Here is a 25,522-nt window from a genome sequence, read left to right as displayed (position 1 = left end):
CCGCCGGGCGCTCCACCCTGTGGCGCATGGCACGTTGTGAGGTCTGCGGAAACGATTACGGCATGTCCTTCGAGGTTCATGCACAGGGCGCGGTTCACGTCTTCGACTGCTTCGCCTGCGCCATCCACCGCATGGCGCCCATCTGCGAGCACTGCCGGGTCCAGATCATCGGACAGGGCGTCGAGGTCGAGGGCAGCTGGTACTGCGGCGGCCACTGCGCCCGCGCCGAGGGGAAGGTGGGCATCGTCGACAGGGTGTGAGGAAACGATCCCGTCCGGTCGGGCGAACCGACCCGAACCCCCCTGCGTGCACCCCTCGACCCGCGCTGTACGGTCGTGGGGTGTACCGCTTCCTGTTGTCCCGGCAGTGGGTGATCCTCACCCTCGTCGCCCTCGCCCTCATCCCCACGATGATCGAGCTGGGCTTCTGGCAGTTCCACCGGCACGAGAACCGGGTCGCCCAGAACGCCCTGATCGCGGACAACCTCAAGGCGGAGCCGCGACCGGTCGAGGAGCTCACCTCCCCCGGTCACACCGTCCCGCGCGCCGACTACTGGCGGCGGGTCACCGCCACCGGCACCTTCGACACCGCCCACGAGGTGGTCGTCCGCCGCCGCACCTCCTCCGACGACCAGGTCGGCGTGCACGTCCTGACCCCGCTGGTCCTGCGCGACGGCAAGGTCGTCCTGGTCAACCGCGGCTGGGTCCCGGCCGCCGCCGACCAGCACTCCTTCCCGTCGGTGCCGCCCGCCCCCAGGGGCGAGGTGACCGTCACCGGCCGGCTCAAGGCGGACGAGACGACGGGCGCCAGCGGCATCAAGGACCTCAAGGGCCTGCCGGACCGGCAGGTCATGCTGATCAGCAGCGGGCAGCAGGCCGAGCTCATCGGCCGCGAGGTGCTCGGCGGCTACCTGGAGCTGACCGCGCCCGAGCCGGCCGGGAACACGCCCGAGCCGATCCCCGGGCCCGACCACGACTCGATCGGCCCCCACATGGCGTACGCCGTGCAGTGGTGGCTCTTCGCCGCCGGGGTGCCCGTCGGCTGGGTGATCCTGGTGCGCCGGGAGAAGCGCGACCGGGCGGCCGGGGCCGCCGCCGGGGCCTCCGGTTCCCCGGAGCCGGACCCCGCCGAGGCGCAGGCCACCGCGTCCCGCTGATTGACCGTCGCCGCTTCCGGGAACAGCCCAAAGCGTGACGCAACGTATCGACGACTACGCCCTCATCGGCGATCTCCAGACCGCCGCGCTCATCGGCCGCGACGGGTCGGTCGACTGGCTGTGTCTGCCCCGTTTCGACTCCGCCGCCTGCTTCGCCGCCCTCCTCGGCGACGAGGAGAACGGCCACTGGCGGCTCGCCCCCAAGGGCGCCACGACCTGCGCCACCCGCCGCTACGCCGAGGACTCCCTCGTCCTGGAGACCTACTGGGAGACCCGTACGGGCACCGTCAAGGTCGTCGACTTCATGCCGCAGCGGGACAGGGCCCCCGACCTGATGCGGATCGTGGAGGGGGTCAGCGGCAGCGTCGAGATGAGCTCCGTGCTGCGGCTCCGCTTCGACTACGGCTCGATCGTCCCCTGGGTGCGCAGGTCCGACGGCCACCGGGTCGCGATCGCCGGACCGGACTCGGTCTGGCTGCGCAGCGAACCGCACGTGAAGACCTGGGGCCAGCAGTTCTCCACCCAGTCCGCCTTCACCGTCGCCGCCGGCGAGAAGGTGGCCTTCGTGCTGACCTGGCACCCCTCGCACGAGCCGCGCCCGGAGCTCGTCGACCCCTTCGAGGCCCTGGAGCAGTGCCTCGCGGACTGGCGGGAGTGGGCCGCCCGCTGCACCTACCGGGGCCCCTACCGGGAGCCGGTGCTGCGCTCCCTGATCACCCTCAAGGCGCTCACGTACGCCCCCACCGGCGGGATCGTCGCCGCCCCCACCACCTCCCTGCCCGAGGAGCTCGGCGGCGTGCGGAACTGGGACTACCGCGCCTGCTGGCTGCGCGACTCCTCCCTCACCCTCGGCGCGCTGCTCGCCGCCGGGTACGAGGAGGAGGCCTGCGCCTGGCGGGACTGGCTGCTGCGCTCGGTCGCGGGCGACCCCGCCGACCTCCAGATCATGTACGGCCCCGCCGGGGAGCGCCGGCTGCCCGAGACGAGCCTGCCGTGGCTGCGCGGCTACGCCGACTCGGCGCCGGTACGGACCGGGAACGCGGCGGTGGAGCAGTTCCAGCTCGACGTGTACGGCGAGGTCATGGACTCCCTCCACCGCGCGCGTGAGGCCGGGGTCCCGGCGGAGCGGCACGCCTGGAACCTCCAGCTGAGCCTGCTCGGCTTCCTGGAGTCCACCTGGCGGGAGCCCGACGAGGGCCTGTGGGAGGTCCGCGGGCCCCGCCGCCACTTCACCCACTCGAAGGTGATGGCCTGGGTCGCCGCCGACCGCGCGGTCCGCACCCTGGAGGCCGATCCCTCGCTGCCGGGGGACGCGGGGCGCTGGCGGGCGATGCGGGACGAGATCCACGCGCAGGTGTGCGCGCGGGCGTACGACCCCGTGCGGAACACCTTCACCCAGGCGTACGGCTCCGCCGAGCTGGACGCCGCCACCCTCCTCATCCCGCAGGTCGGCTTCCTGCCCCCGGACGACCCCCGGGTGGTGGGGACCGTGGACGCCGTACGGGCCGAGCTCACGCACGGCGGCTTCGTGCGCCGCTACAGCCCCGACTCCACGGCCCTGGACGGGCTGCCGGGGCAGGAGGGGACCTTCCTGGTCTGCTCGTTCTGGCTGGCGGACGCCCTGCGGCTGACCGGGCGGGCGGAGGAGGCGCGCGAGCTCTTCGAGCGGCTCCTCGCGCTCACCAGCGACGTGGGGCTCCTCGCCGAGGAGTACGACCCGGTGGCGCGGCGTCAGCTGGGGAACTTCCCGCAGGCGTTCAGCCACATCGGCCTGGTCGGGACCGCCTTGGCGCTCGACGCCGGGGAGACGGCAGGATAGGGCGCATGGATCTGGGACTGAAGGACCGTGTGTACGTGGTGACCGGTGCGACGCGGGGGCTCGGCCGGGCCTCGGCCGAGGCGCTGCTCGCGGAGGGCGCGAAGGTGCTGGTCACCGGGCGCGAGGAGAAGACGGTCGCCGAGGCGGTGGCCGAGCTGGGCGAGGGCGCGGCCGGCATCGCCGCCGACAACGCCGACCCGGCGACCCCGGCCCGGCTGATCGCCGAGGCGCGGGCCCGGTTCGGCGGCTTCGACGGCATCCTGATCAGCGTCGGCGGCCCGGCGCCCGGCTTCGCGGCGGACAACACCGACGAGGAGTGGGCGGCCGCCTTCGACACCGTCTTCCTGGGGGCGGTACGGCTGGCCCGCGCGGCCGCCGAGACGCTCACCGAGGGCGGGGTCATCGGCTTCGTCCTGTCCGGCTCCGTCCACGAGCCGATCCCGGGCCTGACCATCTCCAACGGGCTGCGCCCGGGGCTCGCCGGCTTCGCCAAGTCCCTCGCCAACGACCTGGGCCCGCGCGGCATCCGGGTCGTCGGCCTGCTGCCGAGCCGGATCGACACGGACCGGGTGCGCTCCCTGGACGCGCTCTCCGGCGACGCGGACGCGGCCCGCGCGGCGAACGAGCTCACGATCCCGCTGCGCCGCTACGGCACCCCGGAGGAGTTCGGGACCACGGCGGCCTTCCTGCTCTCGCCGGCCGCCTCGTACCTGACGGGTCTGATGCTGCCGGTGGACGGCGGGGCGCGCGTCGGGTTCTGAGCCCGGAGCGCGGCGTCAGGCGACCCTGCGCGCCCGGTGCTTCACCGCGCGCAGGCGCGCCTCGGTGGGCAGGGCGGGCAGGCCCATCGACGTACGGGCGTGGGCGAGGGCCTCGGTGCTGAGGGCGGTCAGGGCGTCGCCCGGGGAGGCGTGCGGCTCCAGGAGGAGCCGGATCCGGGTCTTGGGGGCGGCCCGGCGGCCCGTGAGGGCGACCTTGGCCCGGGCCACGCCCTCCTGCGCGGCCGCGTCCGCCTCCAGGACGCTCTCCAGGGCACGGCCGCGCAGCACCGCCGCCTCGCCGTCGCCGGTGTCGACGAGGACCTCGCGGAGCCGGGCCCGCCGGAACTGGACGAGGAACCACCACAGGGCGAGCAGGACGACGAGCCCGAGGGCGGCGATGACCGCCGGCCACCACCAGCTCTCGTCCCGCCAGCGCTGCCGCTGTGCGGTGGTGAGCAGCACGTCGTCGGGGCCGGACCAGGGCCACCAGGACGGTACGGGCGCGTCGAGGGCGGCGGCGAGAACGGCGCCGCCGACGACGACGAGGAGCAGCCCGGCGAGCCCGAGCAGGACGCGGTTGACGCGCCGGAGGACGACGGTCACTTGGGCTTCCCTTCCTTCCGGGACGGCCGGGCCACCCGTACCGTCATCGCGAGCGGACGGGCGAGGCCGAGCTCCTCGACGGCGCCGGCGAGCACCGTCTCCACATCGGTCCGCACCTCGTCGAGGGCCCGGAAGTGCGACACCGCCCGGACGGCGACCTTGGCGCGGCCCACGCGCACGCGTACGGACTGCACCCCGGAGACCTCCATGACGCGGTCCCGCAGGGTGAGGGCGGCGGCCTCGCGGTCGAGGCCGGCCCGGACGTCGGTCTGTTCGCGGCGCATCGGGAGGACGGCGCGCAGCCCGGGGGTGGCGGCCAGGACGAGGAGCCAGAGGCCGAGCACGACGGCGACGGCCGCGCCGACGACGATGACCACGTCGTCGAGCGGCCGGGTCGCGAGGGCGTCGGCGAGTTCGCGCCGCCAGGCCATGGCGGAGCGGTCGGCCCGTACGGCCGCGACGTCGTAGAGGAGCAGCCCGGCGCCGCCGAGGACGACGGCCGCGAGCAGGGCGGCGGGGATGCGGCGCACGGCCCAGAAGCGGCGGACGTGCGGCACGTGCGCGGCCGGCGCGTCGGTGCCGGGGCCCGCCGCGGGGGCCGGTTCCGGGGTGGTGGTCATGCGAGGCGGCCCCTCGGCGTGGCGTGGCGGGTGTGCGCGGAGTGGAGGTGCTCGACGTGGACGGTCACCTCGTGGACCTCAAGGCCGACGAGCTCCTCCACGCGCGTGCGTACCCGGTTCCGGACGGCGCCGCACTGGCGGCCCACGTCGGAGGGGTAGCCGAGGTCGAGGCTCACCGAAACGCGGGCGATCTCCCGGTGGACCACGACCGAGGCGTGCGGCTTCGAGCCCCCTTCGGGGACGGCGTCGAGGCCCTCCCTGGCCGCCTGCGCGGCGATCTTCGCGACGACCCGGTCGGCGATCGTGGTCGCCCCCCGGCCCCGCACCCCGCCCCGTACCGGGTCGTCCGCCAGATCCGTCACCACCCCGGGTCACCGCCGCCGGTCGCCGCGTTCGCGGCCCCGGAACAGATCCCCGGGTTCGAGGTCTCCGTCGAGGAACCGACCGGCCACGAAGCCGATCGCCCCGAGGGCCGCGACCAGTACGAACGCTCCGAAGCCGCCGAAGTATCCGGCGAAGCCGAGAGCCATGCCGGCCACCAGGCCGACCACCGCCATGCTCATTCCGAGCCCCTTTCCTGGCCACTGTCGCCGGGGTTCCGACGACTACTGGAGCCTGGGCTCCGGCTCCTCTTCCTCGTCCTCGGGCAGCTTCACGTCGCTGACCGCGATGTTGACCTCGACGACCTCCAGGCCGGTCATCCGCTCCACGGCGGCGATGACGTTCTCCCTGACGTCGCCGGCGACGTCGGCGATGGAGACGCCGTAGTCGACGACGATCTCCAGGTCGAGCGCGGTCTGCACCTCGCCGACCTCGGCCTTGACCCCTCGGGTGACGCTCGCCTTGGCGCCCCCCGTGCCGGGGACCCGGTCGCGTACGGCACCGAAGGTGCGGGAGAGGCCGCTGCCCATGGCGTGGACGCCGACGACGTCGCGCGCGGCGAGGCCGGCGATCTTCTCGACGACACCGTCGGCGATCGTCGTCCGGCCCCGCGAGGCCGGTGCGCCGCCGCCCCGCTTGGTCACGGACGTACGGCGCGGCTCGTCCGTCGTGGGGTCGCCGGAGTGGGTGGTGTCCGTCATTGGATTAATCCCCTTCTGTGGTATTTCGGGGTTCCTTGCTCACATTAAGGGCGCTTGCCCGAATTTGCCCTGTGGATGCGGCAGGCTGGGGGAATGACGACGGCTGAGGGTTGGACGGCTGCGGTACGAGACCGCCTCGCGCTGGGCAGGCTGCTGCCGCTCGGGGCGGCCGGGGACGGCGCGTGGATCACTGAGCGTGCGGCACGGAGTGTTCTCGGCCCGGCGGCCTCGGCCGTACGGGGGGTGGTGCCGGGCGGTCTGCGGATCGGGCCCGACCCGGACGTGGAGGAGACGGGCTCCGGCCCGCTTCCGGTGCCGCCGGGCGGGCTCGGGCCGGGCGCGCTGCGGATCTCCGCGGACTTCGGGGCGGTGGCGGGCCGTCCGCTGCCGGAGCTGGCCGAAGAGCTGCGGGCGACCTTGCTCGGGGCGGCGCGCGACGGTCTCGGGCTGCGGGTGACGGCGGTGGACCTGCGGGTGACGGAGCTGCTCGACACGGAGCCGCCGGCGACGGAGCCGACCGCTCCCCCGCCGGGGCGGCCCGCTCCGGCGACGGACGATCCGGTGGCCCTGGCGGTCCTGCGGGTCGAGGGCGTGGCGGGCGTGACGGACACCTGGGGGCCGCCGGTGCACCGGGGCCCGGACCAGGTGCGGGTGGAGCTGGCCGTGACGGCCGGTCATCGCCCACTGGACGTGGCCCGCGCGGCCCGGAACGCCGCGACCGCGGCCGCCGCTGGGGCGACCGCGGTCACGGTACTGGTGTCGGAACTGCGCTGAACGCGCGCGTGCCCCGGCCGGCCGCAGGTGCAGCCCCGGGGCGGGCTCGGTCGAGCGGACGCGTCAGTCGCGCGCCCGCACCGGCCGAGCGCGTGCGTCAGTCGCCGAGGCCCGCCAGGTCGCGCAGGCGGCGGGACTGGGCGGCGCGTTCGGCGGCGCGCTGGTCCTCGTAGGAGCGGCCGGAGGCGCCCTGGAGGAGCGCCTTGGTCTCGGTGACCGCGTCGCGGGGCGCCGCGAGCAGGGCGGCGCTGAGGTCCCGTACGGCCGCGTCGAGCTCGTCGGCGGGCACGGACAGGTTGGCGAGACCGATGCGCTCGGCCTCCTCCGCATGCACGAAGCGGCCGGTGGCGCAGATCTCCAGCGCGCGGGCGTAGCCGACGAGCGAGACGAGCGGGTGCGTCCCGGTCAGGTCCGGGACGAGACCCAGGCTGGTCTCGCGCATGGCGAACTGCACGTCCTCGGCGACGACCCGCAGGTCGCAGGCGAGGGCGAGCTGGAAGCCCGCGCCGATGGCGTGGCCCTGGACGGCCGCGATCGACACGAGGTCGCTGCGGCGCCACCAGGTGAACGCCTCCTGGTACTCGGCGATGAGCGCGTCGAGGTCCTCGTCGGACCCGCGCGCCATCTCCAGGAAGGACGGCTCGCCGTCGAAGCCCTCGGGCGTGAACGCCTGCCGGTCGAGTCCGGCGGAGAAGGACTTGCCCTCGCCGCGCAGAACGACGACCCGCACGCTGCCGGGCAACGACCGTCCGGCTTCCGTCAACGCCCGCCACAGAGCGGGAGACTGGGCGTTGCGCTTCGCCGGGTTGGTCAGGGTCACCGTGGCAACGGCGTCCTCGACGGTGAGCCGTACACCGTCCTTGTCGAATACGAGCTCAGAGTCGTCGAGCGTAGTCATGGGGGCGCCTCCGGTTCCGGTGCAGCACTGCATTCGAGATGCTAAGTGACTGCACAGTAACCACCTGGCCGACCGCAGGGTCGACCGGGTGCCCACCGGGAGGTCCCGGTGGACCGGTCGAGCCGCCCCGATGTCAGGCCGAGGCCGCCTTCTTGCCCCGTGTCGCCCCGCCGCGTCCACGCAGCGTGACTCCGGACTCGCTCAGCATCCGGTGGACGAACCCGTAGGAGCGGCCGGTTTCCTCGGCCAGCGCCCGGATGCTCGCACCGGAGTCGTACTTCTTCTTCAGGTCTGCCGCGAGCTTGTCGCGCGCGGCGCCGGTCACCCGGCTGCCCTTCTTCAGAGTCTCGGCCACCCGTGCCTCCTCATGGGAAGTGCGCTCTGGACTTCTCATGATCACCCCTCCCGTCCGTCCTGGCCACCCATTCGACAAGGTCCGTGCCGCCGGGTTTGTGGACGAGTACGCCGTCATCACGAACGGAAGCCTGGATTCCACCGGCCCTGGAACACGCCTTCGGACCGTCCGGTACGGGAAGCAGCAGGTCAGCGCCGTAGGGGGAACACGAGTACGGCGCGGGTCCGCCGGAAGGATTCGGCAGAGCACCGCGCCGGGGGGATGAGACACCCTCACTCAGATGACGGATCACCCATGAGCCGAATGATCCAGCCCGGGATGATCACCCAAGGGCCCCGAGGCCCTTTCCGGGCTCAGGCGAGGGCCACCAGGTCCGCGTAGTCCGCGCCCCACAGGTCCTCGACGCCGTCCGGGAGCAGGATGATCCGCTCCGGGTCGAGCGCCTCCACGGCGCCCTCGTCGTGGGTGACGAGGACGACGGCGCCCTTGTACGTGCGCAGCGCGCCGAGGATCTCCTCGCGGCTGGCCGGGTCCAGGTTGTTGGTGGGCTCGTCGAGGAGCAGCACGTTCGCCGAGGAGACGACCAGGGTCGCGAGCGCGAGCCGGGTCTTCTCGCCGCCGGAGAGCACGCCCGCCGGCTTGTCGACGTCGTCGCCCGAGAAGAGGAAGGAGCCGAGCGTCTTGCGCACGTCGACGAGGTCGAGGTCGGGCGCGGCCGAGCGCATGTTCTCCAGGACGGTCCGCTCGGGGTCGAGCGTCTCGTGCTCCTGGGCGTAGTAGCCGAGCTTCAGGCCGTGGCCCGGGGTGACCTCGCCGGTGTCGGGCTTCTCGACGCCGCCGAGGAGCCGCAGCAGGGTCGTCTTGCCCGCGCCGTTGAGGCCGAGGATGACGACGCGCGAGCCCTTGTCGATGGCGAGGCTGACGTCGGTGAAGATCTCCAGGGAGCCGTAGGACTTGGAGAGCCCCTCGGCCGTCAGCGGGGTCCTGCCGCAGGGCGCCGGCTCGGGGAAGCGGAGCTTCGCGACCTTGTCGGAGACGCGCGCCGCCTCCAGGCCGGAGAGCAGGCGCTCGGCGCGCTTGGCCATGTTCTGCGCGGCGACGGTCTTGGTGGCCTTGGCGCGCATCTTGTCGGCCTGCGAGTTGAGCGCGGCGGCCTTCTTCTCGGCGTTCTGGCGCTCGCGCTTGCGGCGCTTCTCGTCGGCCTCGCGCTGCTGCTGGTAGAGCTTCCAGCCCATGTTGTAGACGTCGATGGTGGAGCGGTTGGCGTCCAGGTAGAAGACCTTGTTCACCACGGTCTCGACGAGGTCGACGTCGTGGGAGATGACGATGAAGCCGCCGCGGTAGGTCTTCAGGTAGTCGCGCAGCCAGACGATGGAGTCGGCGTCGAGGTGGTTCGTGGGCTCGTCGAGGAGCAGGGTGTCGGCGTCGGAGAAGAGGATCCGGGCGAGCTCGACGCGGCGGCGCTGGCCACCGGAGAGGGTGTGCAGCGGCTGGCCCATGACCCGGTCGGGCAGGCCGAGGGCGGCGGCGATGGTGGAGGCCTCGGCCTCGGCCGCGTATCCGCCCTTGGTGAGGAACTCGGTCTCCTGGCGCTCGTACTGCCGCAGCGCCTTGTCGCGGGTGGCGCCGGAGCCGGTGGCGATGCGCTCCTCGTTCATCCGCATCTTCTTGATGAGGACGTCGAGGCCGCGGGCGGACAGGATGCGGTCGCGGGCCAGGACGTCGAGGTCGCCGGTGCGCGGGTCCTGTGGGAGGTAGCCGACCTCGCCGGAGCGGGCGATGGTGCCGCCGGCGGGCTGGCCCTCGCCGGCGAGGCACTTGGTGAGGGTGGTCTTGCCCGCTCCGTTGCGGCCGACGAGGCCGATGCGGTCGCCCTTGGCGACGCGGAAGGAAGCGTTCTCGATGAGGATGCGTGCGCCGGCGCGCAGCTCGATGCCGGAAGCGGTGATCACGGACAGACTCCAGGGCGGTGGGAAACGGCGGAAGGACGGCTGGTGGCGGGCTTCTACGCCGCTAATGCACCCAAAGGAGAATGGCCATGCGGCCAGTCTAACGGGCGTCTGCAACTGGTTTTCGGCCATGCGGGGGACGATGGCGAATCAGGAGCTTTCTCACATTCCCGCCCATGCGCAATAAAAGGGGCGAAGCCCACGGGATCATCCGATACTCGGCGCAGGGCGGCGGCCACCGCCGCGACAGCGACGCGGAGGGTGGTGGACCGTGCAGTTCGACGACGACGCCGACCTGGACACCTCGGAGGTACGGGACGTCCGCGGCAGTCGCATCCCGGGCGGCAGGGCGACCGTCGGCGGCGGCGTCATCGGCCTCATCGCGCTGGTCCTCGGCGTGCTCTTCGGAGTGGGCCCCGACCAGCTCGGGCTCTCCTCCGGCGGGGACGAGCCGGGCGCGTCCTCCTCGTCCGCCGCCCAGGTGGACCAGAGCTGCAAGAAGGGCTCGGACGCCAACGCGCGCCAGGACTGCCGGATCGTCGCCGTCGTCAACAGCGTCCAGGACTACTGGCGGAGCGAGTACCCGCGCCGGGGCGGCACCTACGGGAACGCCGCCACCGTGATGTTCAGCCAGCGGGTCGGCACCGCGTGCGGCTCGGCGACCTCGGCGGTCGGACCCTTCTACTGCCCCGGCGACCGGCAGGTCTATCTGGACCTCGGCTTCTTCGACGAGCTGCGGACCAAGTTCGGGTCGAGCGGCGGGCCCTTCGCCCAGGCGTACGTGGTGGCGCACGAGTACGGCCACCACATCCAGAACCTGATGGGGACCCTGAGCCGCGCCCAGGACGGGCGGACCGGCGCGAACTCCAACGCCGTGCGGGTCGAGCTCCAGGCCGACTGCTACGCCGGGGTCTGGGCCCGGCACGCGACGACCACCCCCGACGAGAAGACGGGCCGGCTGCTGCTGACCAAGCTCACCGACGAGGACATCCGGGACGGCCTGGACGCGGCGGCGGCCGTGGGCGACGACCGGATCCAGGAGCGGTTCCAGGGCCGGGTGACGCCGGAGAGCTGGACGCACGGCTCGGCGGCGCAGCGCCAGCAGTGGTTCTACGAGGGCTACCGGACCGGCGACATGGCCCGGTGCAACACCTTCCGGTGAGCTGTCAGTGGCGACTGACAGACTGAGATCCAGGTCACATCGGGCCTCGTCGACCCATCGAGAGGAAGTGATCGGGATGGCTGGCACACCCGACATCTGTCCGGCACTGCGCTACCAGGACGCGAAGGCCGCGATCAAGCAGCTCACGGAGGGCTTCGGCTTCTCCGAGCACGCGGTGTACGAGGGTGAGGACGGCCGTGTGATGCACGCCGAGCTCATCTGCGGGAACGGCATGGTGATGCTCGGCAGCAAGGGCGGCGGCACGCCGTTCGACAGGCTCATGGCCGAGGGCGGGCCGACCGCGGTGTACGTGCGCGTGGACGACGTCGACGCGCACCACGACCGGGCGGTGGCGTACGGCATCGAGATCGTGCTGCCGCCGACGGACCAGGAGTACGGCTCGCGGGACTACACGGCCCGGGACGCCGAGGGCAACGTGTGGAGCTTCGGCACGTACGCCCCCGGCGCCGCCGGGTAGTTCCCCGCTCCCCCGCTCAGGCCCCGCCGGTGTGGACCTGGAAGGCGGCCCGGCGGACCGCCTTGGCCAGGGCCGGGTCCGGGTGGGCCGCGGCCAGGGCGACCAGGACCTGGACGGTGCGGGGGTGACCGATCGCGCGGACCTCGTCGAGCAGGGCCGGGACGGTGCCCTGCACGGCGGAGTCGAGGTGGCGGACGAGCAGCTCGCTCTCGCCGTGGTCGGCGACGGCCGCCGCGGTGTCGACCCAGAGCCAGGTCGCCTCCTCGCGGGTCAGCACCTCCTGGGCGTCGTCGGGGTCGGCCCCCTCGTACTCGGCGAGCCAGAGCAGCGCGTACGGGCGCAGCGAGGGCTCGGTGACGGTGGCGCGCACCTCGGCCTCGGCGGGCGCGCCGACGACGCGGAGCGCCTCGAAGGCGAGCCCGCGCAGGAGGGCGTCCTCGCCGCGGGCCACGGCGAGGAGTTCGCCGACGGCGCTGGAGAGCGTCCGGGCCGCGAGCCAGGCGCGGTACTCGTCGCGGGCCGGGCCCGGGGTGAGCCGGGCGCAGCCGCGGAGCATGTCCTCGGCGGACTGCTCGATGTTGCCCGCGGGGCTCTGCGCGGCGACGCAGATCTGCTCCAGCTTGACCCAGACCGCCCAGTTGCCGAGCGGGGTCAGGGTGGCGTGGCGCTCGTCGGTGCCGGGGTCCAGGGTGAGCGCGCCGACGGCGGCCAGGCCCTCCAGGGCCCAGTCGAGGAGGGCGGGCAACCCATCAGCGGGGCCGGGGCCGGGGGCGTCCGCCGCCTCGGGCGCGGGCTCGGCCGCGGGGACCTCGCAGCGCTCCTCGCGGAGCTCCTCGACGCGCTGGCCGAGGAGGTCGAGGAGGACGGGGACGAGGACCGGGCCCTGGGAGAGCTGGAGCAGCGACAGGACCTGCGGGACGGCCTCGACGACCTCGGCGACGGCCGCCGTGGCGACCCCCTCGGGAGCCGGGTGCACGAGGGACCAGGCGTCGAAGAGGGCGACCCAGCCGCGCAGGACGGCGGAGTCGTCGCGGTCCCAGGCGTGCAGCCGCCAGCCGGGGCGGGCGGTGTCGCCGTGCAGTTCGACGAGTCCGGCGAGCCGGGCACGGTCCCAGCCGGCCCGGACCTGGCCGGGTGTCAGGTCCAGTGCGGCCGCGGCCCGTTCCTGGACGGGGCCCGCTCCGGGACCGGTACGGAGTGCCGTGTCGGCGCCGTGCTCGACGGCGGCCCAGCGGGCGATCCGTACGGCGTCGGCGAGGACGTGCCGGGCCTGGCGGGCGAGCTCCGCCCGGGGCGGGGTCCCCTCGGGCGGCCGCGGCGCCGGCCGGGTGCGCCGGGTCGCCACGGCCCGTCGGGCGGTGGCCAGCGCCCGCGGGCGGACGAGTCGGAGTCTGGAGTTGCGCGCCAATGGTTCATCGGGCTTTCGAGACGTCACGGGGGCAGTCTTCCCGCTGACGGCCCGAAAGCCCAATCGGAATCGGACACCCCGTCGGAACGGGCGCCGCGAGGCCCCGGAAACGGCCTCAGAGCAGCGGGGTGAGGAAGCGGCGCAGGGACTCCTCGTAGCGGACCGGGTCGGCGTTCCACATCGAGGCGTGCGGGGCGTGCCGCACGGTCTGGAGGCCGACCTGACCGGGGCGGCGGGCGGCGAGTTCGACGGAGGGTTCCCAGGGGGCGAGGGTGTCGTCGGGGCCGTGGAAGAGGAGGACGGGGACGCGCAGGGCGTCCGGTTCCGAGACGGTCGCCAGGAGGTCGGGGTGCGGGCCGGTCCTGCCCTGGGCGGCGCGGACGGCGAGCGGGACCAGGGGGCCGGGGACGTGGGAGGCCGCCGCGAGGTTGCGGAGGGTGGCTTCCCGGTCGAGGACCGGGGAGTCGAGGACGAGGCCGCCGATCCGGTCGCGGACGCCCGACTCGGCGGCGGCGCGCAGGGCCATCGAGGCGCCGGTGCCCCAGCCGTGCAGGACGACCTTCCGCGCGCCCCGGCGGACGGCGTAGCGGATGGCGGCGTCGACGTCCCGCCATTCGGAGTCGCCGAGGTGGGCGAGGCCGTCCGGGGAGGCGGGCGCGCCTTCGTCGCCCCGGTAGGCGGGGACGAGGACGGGGACCTTGCGGCGGTTGTAGAAGGGGACGAGGTTCAGCGGGTGCTCGCGGGTGGTGCCGAGGCCGTGCAGGGCGATCACCCAGGTGGTGCGGGCGCCGGTCACGAGCCAGGCGGGCAGCGGGCCGAGCTCGCCGGGGATCTCGGCGTCCTCGTGGGCGAGCCCGAGGGCGCTGAGCGGGGTGCCGATGTGCAGCTGGGGGGTGAGCCGGACGCGGGCGCCCGGGCCGAGGGCGCCGAGCTCGACGCGCTCCAAGCGGCGGACGACGGTGTCGGCGGTGTGCGGGGCCCGGTCGAGGACGGGGCCGAGGACGGCGTGCAGACCGGGGGCCGCCATCCCGTAGGTGCCGGGGCGCAGCGAGGCGAGGCTGCGGGTGAGGGTGACCCGTTCGGGTTCCGTGGCGTGCACGGTGAGCTTGGGGTCTCCGGGCAGGGGTCGTCCGGACGGCGCCTTGAGGACGACGTCGCTGGCGTACCGGCCGGCCGCCACCGCGGCCGCGCCGACACCGATCAGGGTGGTGACGGCCGCTGCCGTCGCTGTAGCCGGGCGCACCTCCCCAGTGTCGGCAGGAGGGGGTGGGGCTGCCACCGGACGGACCCGGCGGAGGGAAGCGGAAGGGTCGCCCCGGGGAGTGACATGGGTCTCCTTCAGGGGGTCCCCCGGTCGGGCGGTCCCGTCCAGGGAGCGGAACGGGATGCGGGGGGAGGAAGCGGGACAGGTCGCATGTGCCCCGTGAGGACCGGGATGCCCGGGGTTCAGGGGTGACCGCATCCTGGACACCGGGCGCCCCGGGACGAGAAGCGGAACCTCTTGACACCGGTTAGGGACACCACGTCGCCCGTCCCAGTTCATCTTCCGTTCACCCAGGTTGCCTACGTTCAACGAAACACTGACGTCGAACGATTGCCTGGGTAAATGGAACACATCACGCTGCTGCTCGCCATTGTGGTCGTGACAGCTCTCGTGTTCGATTTCACGAACGGTTTCCACGACACCGCGAACGCGATGGCCACGACCATCTCGACCGGTGCCCTCAAGCCGAAGACGGCGGTGCTCATGTCCGCCGTGCTGAACCTCGTCGGCGCCTTCCTGTCCGTGGAGGTCGCCAAGACGATCTCCAAGGGACTGGTCAACGAGGACGGCATCCAGCCCGAAGTGATCCTCGCCGCGCTCGTCGGCGCGATCCTCTGGAATCTGGTGACCTGGCTGGTCGGACTGCCCTCCAGCTCCTCGCACGCCCTGATGGGCGGCCTCATCGGCGCGACCGTCGCCTCGATCGGCGTCAGCGGTGTCAACGGCGATGTCGTCGTCTCCAAGGTCCTCATCCCGGCCGTCGCCGCGCCGATCGTCGCCGGAATCGCCGCGATGCTGGGCACGAAGCTGACGTACAAGATCGGCGCCAAGACCTCCGAGAAGGACACGGCCAAGGGCTACCGGGTCGGACAGATCGCCTCCGCCGGTCTCGTCTCCCTCGCCCACGGCACCAACGACGCCCAGAAGACGATGGGCATCATCACCCTCGCCCTGGTCGCCGGCGGCTCCCTCCCCTCGGGTGCCAACCCGCCCGTCTGGGTCATCGTCTCCGCCGGTACGGCGATCGCGCTGGGCACGGCCCTCGGCGGCTGGCGCATCATCCGCACCATGGGCAAGGGCCTCACCGACCTCCAGCCGCAGCAGGGCTTCGCCGCCCAGACCAGCGCCGCCACGGTCATCCTGGCCTCCTCCCACCTGGGCTTCTCCCTCTCCACCACGCACTCCGTCTCCGGCGCCGTCATGGGCGCGGGTCTGGGCCGCAAGGGCGGTGTCGTCCGCTGGTCGACCGCCACCCGCATGTTCGTCGCCTGGGGCCTGACCCTGCCGGCCGCCGGTCTGGTCGGCGCGGGCGCCGAGTACGTCGCCCGCCAGGGCGACTGGGGCGTCTACGTCGTCGCGGCCTTCCTCGCCGCCTCCTGCGTCGGCATCTGGCTCGTCTCCCGCCGCCAGCCGGTCGACCACACCAACGTCAACGAGGTCGAGGCCGACGCCGAGCCCGAGGGCGTCGTGACCACCGCGATCGCGGCCGTCACCCCGCCGCCGGCCGGCTCCGTCGCCGCCGTCGCGGACGAGGACCTGAAGACCACCATCCCCGCGCCGGTCCCCACGGACCCGGCCGCTCCCCCGGCCCCGGCCGCGGTCTAAGGAACTGGAACCAAGCATGAAGATCGACTGGGCAGCCCTCGGCTCCGTCTTCGGAGTCAGCCTCGTGGCGACCGTCGCCCTCGTGGGCCTCTTCACCCTCGGTGTCGTCGGCCTCTCCAAGCAGGAGCGGGCCGCCGCCCAGGGAGGCTCCGCCGCCCTGGCCCGCACCGGCGCCTACGCCTGCTTCGCCCTGTGCCTGGCGGCCGTGGCGTGGGGCATCTACCTGATCGTCGCCTGACGCTCCGGGCGTGACCGGCGGGGCGGTCCGCACCTTCGGGTGCGGGCCGCCCCGCCGTCGTGTTTGTGGTGCTTCGCACAGTGACGCGATGCAGGTCAAGGGTGAGTTGACGGCTGTTCTCGGGCCGTGGTGGACTGCCGGGGCCATTACGGCTGCTGTAGAGGAAGTCCGGTGCGATTCCGGCGCGGTCCCGCCACTGTGACCGGATCCGAAGGGTCCGGGAGTCAGGAACTCTCGCCGCCGGTCACGTCGATCCAGGGCGCGGACCCTGAGTGAGGACACAGCGCCATGCCCGGCCGCAGCCCCACCCCCTCCAGAGCCAGCCGCCTTTCCCCGGACGGATTCGCGTACGGCGCGGCCGCCGGTCTCGCCGTCGACCTGCTCGTCGGCGACCCCCGACGCGGCCATCCCGTCGCCGCCTTCGGCCGGGCCGCGGCCCGGGTCGAGAAGGCCCTGTGGCACGACCACCGCGGCTGGGGCGCCCTGCACACCGCCGTCTGCGCCGGCGCCACCGTCGCGGCCGGCGCCCTCGCCGCCCGGGCGGTACGGGGCAGCCGCGCGGCCTCCGTCGCCCTCACCGCCGCCTCGGTCTGGGCCGTCGTCGGCGGTACGACCCTGGGGCGCGAGGCCCGCGCGATCGGCGGCGCCCTCGCCGCCGGGGACCTGGAGGTCGCCCGGGAGCGGCTGCCGCACCTGTGCGGGCGCGACCCGCAGTCCCTCGACGGTCCCGCGATGGCCCGCGCGGTCGTCGAGTCCGTCGCCGAGAACACCTCCGACGCGGTCGTCGGCGCCCTCTTCTGGGGAGCGGTCGCGGGCGTGCCGGGCCTGCTCGGCTTCCGCGCGGTGAACACCCTCGACGCGATGGTCGGCCACAGGTCCCCCCGCCACCTGCGGTACGGCTGGGCCTCGGCCCGCCTCGACGATGTGGCCGGCTGGCCCGGCGCCCGGCTGACCGCCGCCCTCGCGACCGTCGCCGGCGGGAACCCGCGCGGAGCCGTACGGGCCTGGCGGGCGGACGCCTCGAAGCACCCGAGCCCCAACGCGGGCCCCGTCGAGGCCTCCTTCGCGGGCGCCCTCGGCGTACGGCTCGGGGGGACCCTCTCGTACGCCGGGCGGGTCGAGCACCGGCCCGTCCTCAACGGGGAGGGGCGACCCGTCGAGGTCGCCGACATCGACCGCGCGGTCCGGCTCTCCCGCCGGATCACCGGACTGACCCTGGCCGCCTGCGTGGGCGGCCGCATGATCGCGAGCGCGCTGAAGCGGAGGAACGCATGAGGGGTGGGGGGCTGCTCGTCGCCGGGACCACGTCCGACGCGGGCAAGAGCGTCGTCACGGCCGGCATCTGCCGCTGGCTGGTCCGGCAGGGCATCAAGGTCGCTCCGTTCAAGGGACAGAACATGTCCCTGAACTCCTTCGTCACCCGGGAGGGCGCCGAGATCGGCCGCGCGCAGGCCATGCAGGCGCAGGCCGCCCGGGTCGAGCCCACCGCCCTGATGAACCCGGTGCTGCTCAAGCCCGGCAGCGACCGCTCCAGCCAGGTCGTCCTCATGGGCAAGCCGGTGGGCGAGATGAGCGCCCGCGGCTACCACGGAGGCAGGCAGCAGGCCCTCTTCGAGCCGGTGATGGCGTGCCTGGAGGAGCTCCGGGGCACGTATGACGCCGTGATCTGCGAGGGGGCGGGGAGTCCGGCCGAGATCAACCTGCGGCGCACGGACATCGTGAACATGGGCATCGCGCGCGCCGCGAAGCTGCCCGTCGTCGTGGTCGGGGACATCGACCGGGGCGGGGTCTTCGCCCAGTTCTTCGGGACGACGGCGCTGCTCGCGCCCGAGGACCAGGCGCTCGTCGCGGGCTACCTCGTGAACAAGTTCCGGGGCGACGTGACGCTCCTGGAGCCCGGCCTCGACATGCTGCACGGGCTCACCGGACGCCGGACCTTCGGCGTCCTGCCGTACGCGCACGGGCTCGGCATCGACGAGGAGGACGGCCTGCGGGTCTCCCTGCGGGGCACCGTCCGCGAGTCGGTCGTCGCGCCGCCGGTCGGCGAGGACGTGCTGCGGGTCGCCGTCTGCGCCGTACCGCTGATGTCGAACTTCACCGACGTGGACGCGCTGGCCGCCGAACCGGGCGTCGTCGTCCGCTTCGTCGACCGGCCCGAGGAGCTCGTCGACGCCGACCTCGTCGTCGTGCCGGGCACCCGGGGCACGGTCAAGGCCCTCGCCTGGCTGCGGGAGCGCGGCCTCGCCGACGCCCTCGTCCGGCGCGCGGCCGAGGGCCGGCCGGTGCTCGGCATCTGCGGCGGCTTCCAGGCCCTGGGCGAGCGCATCGAGGACGAGGTCGAGTCGAAGGCCGGAGTCGTCGACGGGCTCGGGCTGCTGCCCGTACGGGTGCGGTTCGGGGTAGAGAAGACCCTCGCCCGGCCGGTCGGCGAGGCGCTCGGCAAGCGGGTCGAGGGGTACGAGATCCACCACGGCGTCGCCTCCGTGGACGGTGGCGAGCCCTTCCTCGACGGCTGCCGGGTCGGCTCCGTCTGGGGCACCCACTGGCACGGCTCGCTGGAGAGCGACGGCTTCCGGCGGGCCTTCCTCCGGGAGGTCGCGGCGGCGGCCGGGCGCCGGTTCGTACCGGCGCCGGACACCTCGTTCGGCGCGCTGCGCGAGGAGCAGCTCGACCGCCTCGGCGACCTGATCGAGGAACACGCGGACACGGACGCGCTGCTGCGGCTGATCGAGCGGGGCGCGCCGGAGGGGCTGCCGTTCGTGCCGCCGGGGGCGCCGTGAGCGGCCGCGCGGTCCAGGAATCCGTACGTACCGAAGGAGTGACCACTCGATGAGCACCCGGTATCCGTTCACCGCCGTCGTCGGCATGGACGATCTGCGGCTCGCGCTGCTGCTCAACGCCGTCAGCCCGGCCGTGGGCGGGGTGCTCGTGCGGGGCGAGAAGGGGACCGCCAAGTCCACCGCCGTCCGCGCGCTCGCCGAGCTGCTGCCTTCCGTGGCCGTCGTCGCGGGCTGCCGGTTCAGCTGCGACCCGGCCTCGCCCGACCCCGGCTGCCCCGACGGGCCCCACGGCGACGCGCCCGGGACCGCCCGTCCCGCGCGGATGGTCGAGCTGCCCGTCGGCGCCTCCGAGGACCGGCTCGTCGGCGCGCTCGACATCGAGAAGGCGCTCGCCGAGGGCGTGAAGGCCTTCGAGCCGGGGCTGCTCGCCGCCGCGCACCGGGGGATCCTGTACGTCGACGAGGTCAACCTGCTGAGCGACCACCTCATCGACCACCTCCTCGACGCCGCCGCCATGGGCGCCTCCCACGTCGAGCGCGAAGGCGTCTCCGTACGGCACGCCGCCCGCTTCCTGCTCGTCGGGACCATGAACCCCGAGGAGGGCGAGCTGCGGCCGCAGTTGCTGGACCGCTTCGGGCTGACCGTCGAGGTCGCCGCCTCCCGCGACCCCGAGCAGCGCGTCGAGGTCGTCCGGCGGCGGCTCGCCTTCGAGGACGACCCGGCCGCCTTCGCCGCCCGCTGGGCCGGCGAGGAGGCCGCCCTGCGCGAACGGATCGTCGCCGCCCGGGCGTTGCTGCCGCAGGTGACCCTCGGCGACGCCGTGCTGCTCCAGATCGCCGCCACCTGCGCCGCGTTCGAGGTGGACGGCATGCGGGCCGACATCGTGATGGCCCGCACCGCGACCGCGCTCGCCGCCTGGGCCGGGCGGACCGAGGTGACCTCGGAGGACGTGCGGCAGGCCGCGCTCCTGGCTCTCCCCCACCGCCGGCGGCGCTCGCCCTTCGACGCGCCCGGCCTCGACGAGGACAAGCTCGACGAGACCCTGGAGCAGTTCAAGGGCGACGAGCCGGACAAGGATCCCGAGCCGGACGGGCCGGGTGACGGCGGCCCGGGTGGTGGCGGCGGGGGCGTTCCGCCGCAGGGCGAGGGCCCCGACGGTCCCGCGCCCGAGTCCGCCGAGCCCGCCGAGGCCCCGGAGGGCGCGCCCGCCCCGCAGGAGGCCCCGCAGGGCTCCGGTGCCGGTGCCGGTGAGCGCGCCGCCGTCAAGGCCGGTGAGCCCTTCCGTACGAAGGTGCTGAGCGTGCCCGGTCTCGGCGAGGGCGCGGCCGGGCGCCGCTCCCGGGCCCGCACCGAGCACGGCCGCACCACGGGATCCACCCGGCCCCGGGGCGCGCTGACCAAGCTGCACCTGGCCGCGACCGTTCAGGCGGCCGCCCCGCACCAGCGGGCCCGCGGCCGGTCCGGGCCCGGTCTGGTGGTCCGCGGGGACGACCTGCGGCAGGCGACCCGGGAGGGCCGCGAGGGGAACCTCGTGCTCTTCGCCGTGGACGCCTCCGGGTCGATGGCCGCCCGGCAGCGGATGAGCGCCGTCAAGGGCGCGGTGCTCTCGCTGCTCCTCGACGCCTACCAGCGGCGCGACAAGGTCGGTCTCGTCACCTTCCGGGGCCGGGACGCCGAGGTCGCGCTGCCGCCGACCTCGTCCGTGGACGCGGCCGCCGCCCGCCTGGAGAAGCTCCCGACCGGAGGCCGTACGCCGCTGTCCGCCGGGCTGCTCAAGGCCCATGACGTGCTGCGGGTCGAACGGCTGCGGGACCCCTCGCGCCGCCCGCTGCTCGTCGTCGTGACCGACGGGCGGGCGACCGGCGGCCGGGCCGCCGGCGATCCGGTGGCGCTCGCCGCCCGCGCCGCGCGGCTGCACGCCGCCGACGGCACGGCGAGCGTGGTCGTGGACTGCGAGACCGGGCCGGTGCGGCTCGGTCTCGCGGGGAACCTGGCGCGCGAACTCGGCGGCACCGCCGTCACCTTGGACGAGCTGCGCGCCGAGTCGATCGCCGGCCTCGTCAGAGACGTACAAGCAGACAACGCCACCAGGAGGGCCGCTTAATGCCTCAGGGACAGCCGACCGTCGTCCCCGACGACGGTCTCACCACCCGTCAGCGCCGCAACCGGGCGCTGGTGATGGTGCACACCGGCGTCGGCAAGGGGAAGTCGACCGCCGCGTTCGGCATGGCGCTGCGCGCCTGGAACCAGGGCTGGCCGATCGGGGTGTTCCAGTTCGTCAAGTCCGCCAAGTGGAAGGTCGGCGAGGAGAACGCCCTCAAGGCGCTCGGCGAGACCGGCAAGGGCGGCACGGTCACCTGGAACAAGATGGGCGAGGGCTGGTCCTGGATCCAGCGCGAGGTCGCCGAGGGCGAGCTCTCGCACGAGGAGAAGGCGCGGCAGGGCTGGGAGCAGGTCAAGCGGGACCTCGCCGCGGAGACGTACAAGTTCTACGTCCTCGACGAGTTCGCCTACCTCCTGCACTGGGGCTGGATCGACGTCAAGGAGGTCGTCGAGGTGCTGCGCGACCGCCCCGGGCAGCAGCACGTCGTCATCACCGGCCGCAACGCGCCGCAGGAGCTCTGCGACTTCGCCGACCTCGTCACCGACATGTCCAAGGTCAAGCACCCGATGGACGCCGGTCAGAAGGGCCAGCGGGGCATCGAGTGGTAGCACGTCTCGTCATCGCCGCGCCGTCCTCCGGCGCGGGCAAGACCACGGTCGCGACCGGCCTGATGGCCGCGTTCGCCGGCCGTGGCCTGGCCGTCTCCCCGCACAAGGTCGGCCCCGACTACATCGACCCCGGCTACCACGCGCTCGCGACCGGCCGCCCGGGCCGCAACCTCGACGCGTACATGTGCGGTACGGGGCTGATCGCGCCGCTCTTCCTGCACGGGGCGCGCGGCTGCGACCTGGCCGTGGTCGAGGGCGTCATGGGCCTGTACGACGGGGCCGCCGACCAGGGCGAGCTGGCGTCCACGGCGCAGGTGGCGAAGCTGCTGCGGGCACCGGTCGTCCTCGTCGTGGACGCGTCCTCGCAGTCGCGGTCGGTCGCGGCGCTCGTGCACGGGTTCGCGTCCTGGGATCCGGAGGTGCGGATCGGGGGCGTGATCCTGAACAAGGTCGCGTCGGACCGTCACGAGCATCTCCTGCGGGAGGCGCTCGGGGAGTCGGGGGTGCCGGTGCTCGGCGTCCTGCGGCGCGCGCCCGCCGTCGCGACGCCGTCCCGGCACCTCGGCCTGGTGCCGGTTGCCGAGCGGCAGGCCCAGGCGGTGGAGGCGGTGGCCGCGCAGGCGGAGCAGGTGCGGCAGGGGTGCGACCTGGAAGCCCTGTTGGCGCTGGCCCGCAGCGCGCCTGAGCTGCACGCCGAGCCGTGGGCGGCTGGGGTCGGGGAGCGGCTGCACGCCGGTGGTTCCGTGGTGCCCACCCTCCCCCAAGCTCTCGGCTTCGCTCGAGCAGGGGGGACCCCCCTCGCCCCAGCGGAACGATTGCCCACGACGAGGCCGGTGATCGCCGTCGCCGGTGGGGCCGCGTTCACCTTCTCGTACGCCGAGCACACGGAGCTGCTGCGGGCCGCGGGGGCCGAGGTCGTCACCTTCGACCCGCTCCGGGACGAGGCCCTGCCCGAGGGGACGAGCGGGCTCGTCATCGGGGGCGGTTTCCCCGAGATGTACGGCGAGCAGCTGTCCGCCAACGAGCCGCTCCGCAAGGCGGTCGCCGAGCTCGCCGCGTCCGGCGCGCCCGTCGCCGCCGAGTGCGCCGGGCTGCTCTACCTCGCGCGGTCGCTGGACGGGCACCCGATGTGCGGGGTGCTGGACGCCGAGGCGCGGATGTCGGAGCGGCTGACGCTGGGCTACCGGGACGCGGTGGCCGTCAGCGACAGCGTCCTCGCGCCGGCCGGGGCGCGGCTGCGGGGGCACGAGTTCCACCGGACCGTGATCGAGCCGGGTGCCGGGCCGCTTGCGGCCTGGGGGCTGCGGCAGCCGGAGCGGCGCGTGGAGGGCTTCGTGCAGGGCGGGGTGCATGCCAGCTATGTGCACACCCACTGGGCGGGGTCCCCGGAGGTCGCCGCGCGGTTCGTGGAGCACTGCGCGTGAGATCAGCCGCCGGAGACGCCCACCACGAACCAGATGAAGGCCACGCCCGCCACCGTGCACAGCAGGGTGGAGCGGGCCGGGTGTTCGTGGTGGGCCTCCGGCAGGATCTCGGCGGCGGCGAGGTAGAGCAGGGCGCCGCCGAAGAAGCCGAGATAGCCGCCGAGGAGTTCCTCCGGAAGGGTGAACAGGGTGGCGAGTCCGGCGCCGACGAGCGGGGCGACGGCGTCCGCGACGAGCATGGCGAGGGCCTTGTGGCGGGCGTTCCCGTAGAGGCTCGTGATCGTGTACGTGTTGAAGCCGTCGGCGAAGTCGTGGGTGATGACGGCGAGGGCGACGGTGGCGCCCATGCCGCCGCCGACCTGGAAGGCGGCGCCGAGCGCCACGCCGTCCATGAGGCTGTGGAGGACCATCGCGGCGGCGGCCGTCAGGCCGACCTGGGGAACCCTTTCGTCGGCGCCGACGCCGTGCGCGGCCCTGCGGACGGCGAGGAGCCGTTCGACGACGTGGGCGAAGAGGAAGCCGCCGACGAAGAGCAGCAGGGCCTCGGGGACGCCGAAGACCTTCCGCCCGGCGGCGTCCAGGGCCTCCGGCAGGAGGTCGAGTCCGACGACGCCGAGCATCAGTCCGCCGGCGAGGCCGAGGACGAGGTGGCGGCGGTCGGTGACGCGCCCGGCGACCCAGCCGCCGAAGAGCGTCATGAGGAACGCGCCGAACGCGACGACTACAGCCATGGCCCCTTGCTATCCGATGGCCCCCGGGCCGCGCACCTCGGCGTCGGGGCCCGGTCGGGCGCGCCGGCGGAGGAGGTCCTCGCGCTCGTCGACGCGGTCCTGCGGGAGGCGGGCCTGACGCGGGCGGCCGTCCGGTCGCTCGGCACGCTCGACGCGCGGGCGGCCGAGCCGGGGATCGTGGCGGCCGCCTCGGCGCTCGGGGTGCCGGTGCGCGGGTTCACGCCCGGGGAGCTGACGGCCGTACCCGTACCGCATCCCTCGGCGCTGCCGCTGGCCGCGACGGGCACGGCGTCCGTGGCGGAGGCGGCGGCGCTGCTGGCGGCGGGAGCGGATGCGGAGCCGGGCGGGGACCTGGGCACGCGCGCGGGTGGGGGTGGTCGGGCCGGGCCCGTCGTGCGGCTCGCCGGCCGGGCCGGGGCCGTGCTGCTCGTACCGAAGCGGAAAACCCGGTCCGTAACGTGCGCTCTCGCCGCTTCCGTACCGGTTCGTCCGAACGAAGACGCCCCAGGCGCACGGTTGTTGCCCTTGACCCACGGGTACATCGCTGGCGAACCTGGCTCACCCCCCACCATCCCCACCCCCCACACGACGGCGGCCATGGACACGCACACGCACACCGACGCCCACGACCTGCGCCACCACGGTGACGCCGAGGTCAGGGACGAGAAACTCATCGATCTGGCGGTCAACGTCCGGACGAACACCCCGCCGGACTGGCTGCGGGAGCGGATCGCGGACTCGCTGACCGGGCTCGCGGCCTACCCGGACGGCCGGGCCGCGCGGGCGGCGGTCGCCGAGCGGCACGACCTGCCGTCGAACCGGGTGCTGCTCACGGCGGGCGCGGCGGAGGCGTTCGTACTGCTCGCCCGGGCGCTGCCGGTGCGGCGACCGGTGGTGGTGCACCCCCAGTTCACCGAGCCGGAGGCGGCGCTGCGGGACGCCGGGCACGAGGTGGGGCGGGTGCTGCTGCGCGAGGAGGACGGTTTCCGGCTCGATCCGGCGGCCGTTCCGGAGGACGCGGACCTGGTGGTGATCGGCAACCCCACGAACCCGACCTCCGTGCTGCATCCGGCCGCCTCGATCGCCGCGCTGGCCCGCCCGGGGCGGGTCCTGGTGGTGGACGAGGCGTTCATGGACGCGGTGCCGGGCGAGCGGGAGTCGCTGGCCGGGCGGACCGACGTGCCGGGGCTCGTGGTGCTGCGGAGCCTCACCAAGACCTGGGGGCTCGCCGGGCTGCGCATCGGGTACGTGCTGGCCGAGCCGGAGACGATCGCGGCCCTGGAGCGGACGCAGCCGCTGTGGCCGGTGTCGACGCCGGCCCTGGTGGCGGCGGAGGCGTGCATGTCGCGGGCGGCACTCGCGGAGGCGGAGCACGCGGCGCACCGGATCGGCGTGGAGCGGGCCCATCTGCTCGCCGGGCTCGCGGAGTTCGACGAGGTGCGGACGGTGGCGGGGGCGGAGGGCCCCTTCGTGCTGCTGCGGATCGACGGGGCGGACGCGGTACGGGAGCGGCTGCGGTCGCTCGGGTTCGCGGCCCGCCGGGGCGACACGTTCCCGGGGCTCGACCGGAACTGGCTGCGGCTCGCGGTGCGGGACCGGGCGACGACGAACCGCTTCCTGCAGGCGCTCGACCAGGCGCTGCTGATCGGCGGCTGATCGCACCACCGGGCATACGCGGAAGGGCCCGGGGAGGGCGGTGTCGT

26 protein-coding genes and 1 riboswitch are annotated in these 25,522 nt (G+C 74.2%); of the genes, 15 read left to right on the top strand and 11 right to left on the bottom strand.

Annotation, left to right across the window (positions count from 1 at the left end; translation table 11 throughout):
- Positions 1–26 precede the first annotated feature (26 nt).
- From ACH4TP_RS28445 to ACH4TP_RS28430, 4 genes are all read left to right on the top strand, one after another.
- Positions 27–260: a hypothetical protein gene (locus ACH4TP_RS28445; RefSeq protein ID WP_030691654.1), complete on the top strand. Its 234-nt coding sequence runs from the start codon at positions 27–29 to the stop codon at positions 258–260.
- Between the two features lie 80 nt (positions 261–340).
- On the top strand, positions 341–1,156 hold the full coding sequence (locus tag ACH4TP_RS28440; protein WP_398439480.1) for an SURF1 family protein: 816 nt from the start codon (positions 341–343) through the stop codon (positions 1,154–1,156).
- A 34-nt stretch (positions 1,157–1,190) separates the two neighbouring features.
- Entirely contained in the window at positions 1,191–2,975 is a 1,785-nt protein-coding gene (locus ACH4TP_RS28435; RefSeq protein ID WP_398439479.1) for a glycoside hydrolase family 15 protein, read from the top strand.
- Positions 2,976–2,980: 5 nt separating this feature from the next.
- Positions 2,981–3,736, top strand: coding sequence for an SDR family oxidoreductase (locus ACH4TP_RS28430; protein ID WP_389223386.1), 756 nt, complete (start codon positions 2,981–2,983; stop codon positions 3,734–3,736).
- 15 nt (positions 3,737–3,751) lie between these two features.
- Here ACH4TP_RS28430 and amaP read toward each other — a convergent pair whose 3' ends face one another.
- Genes amaP through ACH4TP_RS28405 form a run of 5 tightly spaced genes read right to left on the bottom strand, consistent with a single transcriptional unit; the run spans position 3,752 to position 6,041 of the window.
- On the bottom strand, positions 3,752–4,339 hold the full coding sequence (gene amaP / locus ACH4TP_RS28425; protein ID WP_398439478.1) for an alkaline shock response membrane anchor protein AmaP: 588 nt from the start codon (positions 4,337–4,339) through the stop codon (positions 3,752–3,754).
- Positions 4,336–4,959, bottom strand: a complete 624-nt coding sequence (locus ACH4TP_RS28420; RefSeq protein ID WP_398177206.1) for a DUF6286 domain-containing protein — start codon at positions 4,957–4,959, stop codon at positions 4,336–4,338. The genes amaP and ACH4TP_RS28420 overlap by 4 nt, the downstream gene beginning before the upstream one ends.
- Positions 4,956–5,324, bottom strand: a complete 369-nt coding sequence (locus ACH4TP_RS28415) for an Asp23/Gls24 family envelope stress response protein (RefSeq protein ID WP_398177209.1) — start codon at positions 5,322–5,324, stop codon at positions 4,956–4,958. Before ACH4TP_RS28415 ends, ACH4TP_RS28420 begins: the two co-directional genes overlap by 4 nt.
- 6 nt (positions 5,325–5,330) lie before the next feature.
- Positions 5,331–5,522: a hypothetical protein gene (locus ACH4TP_RS28410; RefSeq protein ID WP_189505666.1), complete on the bottom strand. Its 192-nt coding sequence runs from the start codon at positions 5,520–5,522 to the stop codon at positions 5,331–5,333.
- Between the two features lie 42 nt (positions 5,523–5,564).
- Positions 5,565–6,041 (bottom strand): Asp23/Gls24 family envelope stress response protein, encoded by a 477-nt coding sequence (locus ACH4TP_RS28405; RefSeq protein ID WP_389223398.1) that lies wholly within the window; start codon positions 6,039–6,041, stop codon positions 5,565–5,567.
- Between the two features lie 93 nt (positions 6,042–6,134).
- Between ACH4TP_RS28405 and ACH4TP_RS28400 the strand changes: the two genes are divergently transcribed.
- Positions 6,135–6,815, top strand: a complete 681-nt coding sequence (locus ACH4TP_RS28400) for a hypothetical protein (protein WP_398177213.1) — start codon at positions 6,135–6,137, stop codon at positions 6,813–6,815.
- Positions 6,816–6,912: 97 nt separating this feature from the next.
- Here the strand turns inward: ACH4TP_RS28400 and ACH4TP_RS28395 are convergent, their stop codons facing one another.
- The 3 genes from ACH4TP_RS28395 to ACH4TP_RS28385 all read right to left on the bottom strand — a co-directional run bounded on the left by ACH4TP_RS28395 (position 6,913) and on the right by ACH4TP_RS28385 (position 10,020).
- Positions 6,913–7,713: an enoyl-CoA hydratase/isomerase family protein gene (locus tag ACH4TP_RS28395; RefSeq protein ID WP_398177216.1), complete on the bottom strand. Its 801-nt coding sequence runs from the start codon at positions 7,711–7,713 to the stop codon at positions 6,913–6,915.
- A 133-nt stretch (positions 7,714–7,846) separates the two neighbouring features.
- Positions 7,847–8,068: a helix-turn-helix domain-containing protein gene (locus tag ACH4TP_RS28390; RefSeq protein WP_006123601.1), complete on the bottom strand. Its 222-nt coding sequence runs from the start codon at positions 8,066–8,068 to the stop codon at positions 7,847–7,849.
- A gap of 353 nt (positions 8,069–8,421) precedes the next feature.
- A complete protein-coding gene (locus ACH4TP_RS28385; protein ID WP_389223407.1) occupies positions 8,422–10,020 on the bottom strand; it encodes an ABC-F family ATP-binding cassette domain-containing protein in 1,599 nt (532 codons plus the stop codon).
- Between the two features lie 268 nt (positions 10,021–10,288).
- Between ACH4TP_RS28385 and ACH4TP_RS28380 the strand changes: the two genes are divergently transcribed.
- Together ACH4TP_RS28380 and ACH4TP_RS28375 are read left to right on the top strand one after the other, a co-directional pair.
- Complete coding sequence (locus ACH4TP_RS28380; RefSeq protein ID WP_398439477.1) at positions 10,289–11,179, top strand: neutral zinc metallopeptidase; 891 nt, start codon at positions 10,289–10,291, stop codon at positions 11,177–11,179.
- A gap of 76 nt (positions 11,180–11,255) precedes the next feature.
- Positions 11,256–11,657 (top strand): VOC family protein, encoded by a 402-nt coding sequence (locus ACH4TP_RS28375; RefSeq protein ID WP_398439476.1) that lies wholly within the window; start codon positions 11,256–11,258, stop codon positions 11,655–11,657.
- Between the two features lie 16 nt (positions 11,658–11,673).
- Here the strand turns inward: ACH4TP_RS28375 and ACH4TP_RS28370 are convergent, their stop codons facing one another.
- On the bottom strand, positions 11,674–13,092 hold the full coding sequence (locus ACH4TP_RS28370; protein ID WP_398439475.1) for a hypothetical protein: 1,419 nt from the start codon (positions 13,090–13,092) through the stop codon (positions 11,674–11,676).
- 88 nt (positions 13,093–13,180) lie between these two features.
- On the bottom strand, positions 13,181–14,308 hold the full coding sequence (locus tag ACH4TP_RS28365; protein ID WP_398177225.1) for an alpha/beta hydrolase: 1,128 nt from the start codon (positions 14,306–14,308) through the stop codon (positions 13,181–13,183).
- Between the two features lie 363 nt (positions 14,309–14,671).
- Here ACH4TP_RS28365 and ACH4TP_RS28360 point away from each other — a divergent pair, with 363 nt between their 5' ends.
- The 7 genes from ACH4TP_RS28360 (at position 14,672) to ACH4TP_RS28330 (ending at position 23,088) form a co-directional block, all read left to right on the top strand.
- Entirely contained in the window at positions 14,672–15,934 is a 1,263-nt protein-coding gene (locus ACH4TP_RS28360; RefSeq protein WP_389223423.1) for an anion permease, read from the top strand.
- Between the two features lie 16 nt (positions 15,935–15,950).
- Positions 15,951–16,172 (top strand): hypothetical protein, encoded by a 222-nt coding sequence (locus ACH4TP_RS28355; protein ID WP_389223426.1) that lies wholly within the window; start codon positions 15,951–15,953, stop codon positions 16,170–16,172.
- A gap of 112 nt (positions 16,173–16,284) precedes the next feature.
- Positions 16,285–16,427, top strand: a riboswitch (cobalamin riboswitch).
- Positions 16,428–16,460: 33 nt separating this feature from the next.
- Entirely contained in the window at positions 16,461–17,447 is a 987-nt protein-coding gene (locus tag ACH4TP_RS28350) for a cobalamin biosynthesis protein (protein ID WP_398439474.1), read from the top strand.
- The gene (locus ACH4TP_RS28345; protein ID WP_398439473.1) at positions 17,444–18,952 is read left to right on the top strand and encodes a cobyric acid synthase; all 1,509 of its coding nucleotides are present in this window, start codon (positions 17,444–17,446) and stop codon (positions 18,950–18,952) included. Before ACH4TP_RS28350 ends, ACH4TP_RS28345 begins: the two co-directional genes overlap by 4 nt.
- 49 nt (positions 18,953–19,001) lie before the next feature.
- Positions 19,002–21,056, top strand: coding sequence for a putative cobaltochelatase (locus tag ACH4TP_RS28340; RefSeq protein ID WP_398439472.1), 2,055 nt, complete (start codon positions 19,002–19,004; stop codon positions 21,054–21,056).
- A complete protein-coding gene (cobO, locus tag ACH4TP_RS28335; protein WP_398177233.1) occupies positions 21,056–21,664 on the top strand; it encodes a cob(I)yrinic acid a,c-diamide adenosyltransferase in 609 nt (202 codons plus the stop codon). The genes ACH4TP_RS28340 and cobO overlap by 1 nt, the downstream gene beginning before the upstream one ends.
- The gene (locus tag ACH4TP_RS28330) at positions 21,658–23,088 is read left to right on the top strand and encodes a cobyrinate a,c-diamide synthase (protein ID WP_398439471.1); all 1,431 of its coding nucleotides are present in this window, start codon (positions 21,658–21,660) and stop codon (positions 23,086–23,088) included. The genes cobO and ACH4TP_RS28330 overlap by 7 nt, the downstream gene beginning before the upstream one ends.
- 2 nt (positions 23,089–23,090) lie before the next feature.
- Here the strand turns inward: ACH4TP_RS28330 and ACH4TP_RS28325 are convergent, their stop codons facing one another.
- On the bottom strand, positions 23,091–23,819 hold the full coding sequence (locus tag ACH4TP_RS28325; protein ID WP_389223443.1) for a ZIP family metal transporter: 729 nt from the start codon (positions 23,817–23,819) through the stop codon (positions 23,091–23,093).
- Positions 23,820–23,825: 6 nt separating this feature from the next.
- Between ACH4TP_RS28325 and cobC the strand changes: the two genes are divergently transcribed.
- Entirely contained in the window at positions 23,826–25,475 is a 1,650-nt protein-coding gene (gene cobC / locus ACH4TP_RS28320) for an Rv2231c family pyridoxal phosphate-dependent protein CobC (protein WP_398439470.1), read from the top strand.
- The last annotated feature ends 47 nt before the right edge of the window (positions 25,476–25,522 follow it).

Source organism: Streptomyces sp. NPDC021012, from assembly GCF_044333355.1.
Classification (GTDB): Bacteria; Actinomycetota; Actinomycetes; order Streptomycetales; family Streptomycetaceae; genus Streptomyces.
This window is presented reverse-complemented; position numbering and strand designations above follow the sequence as displayed.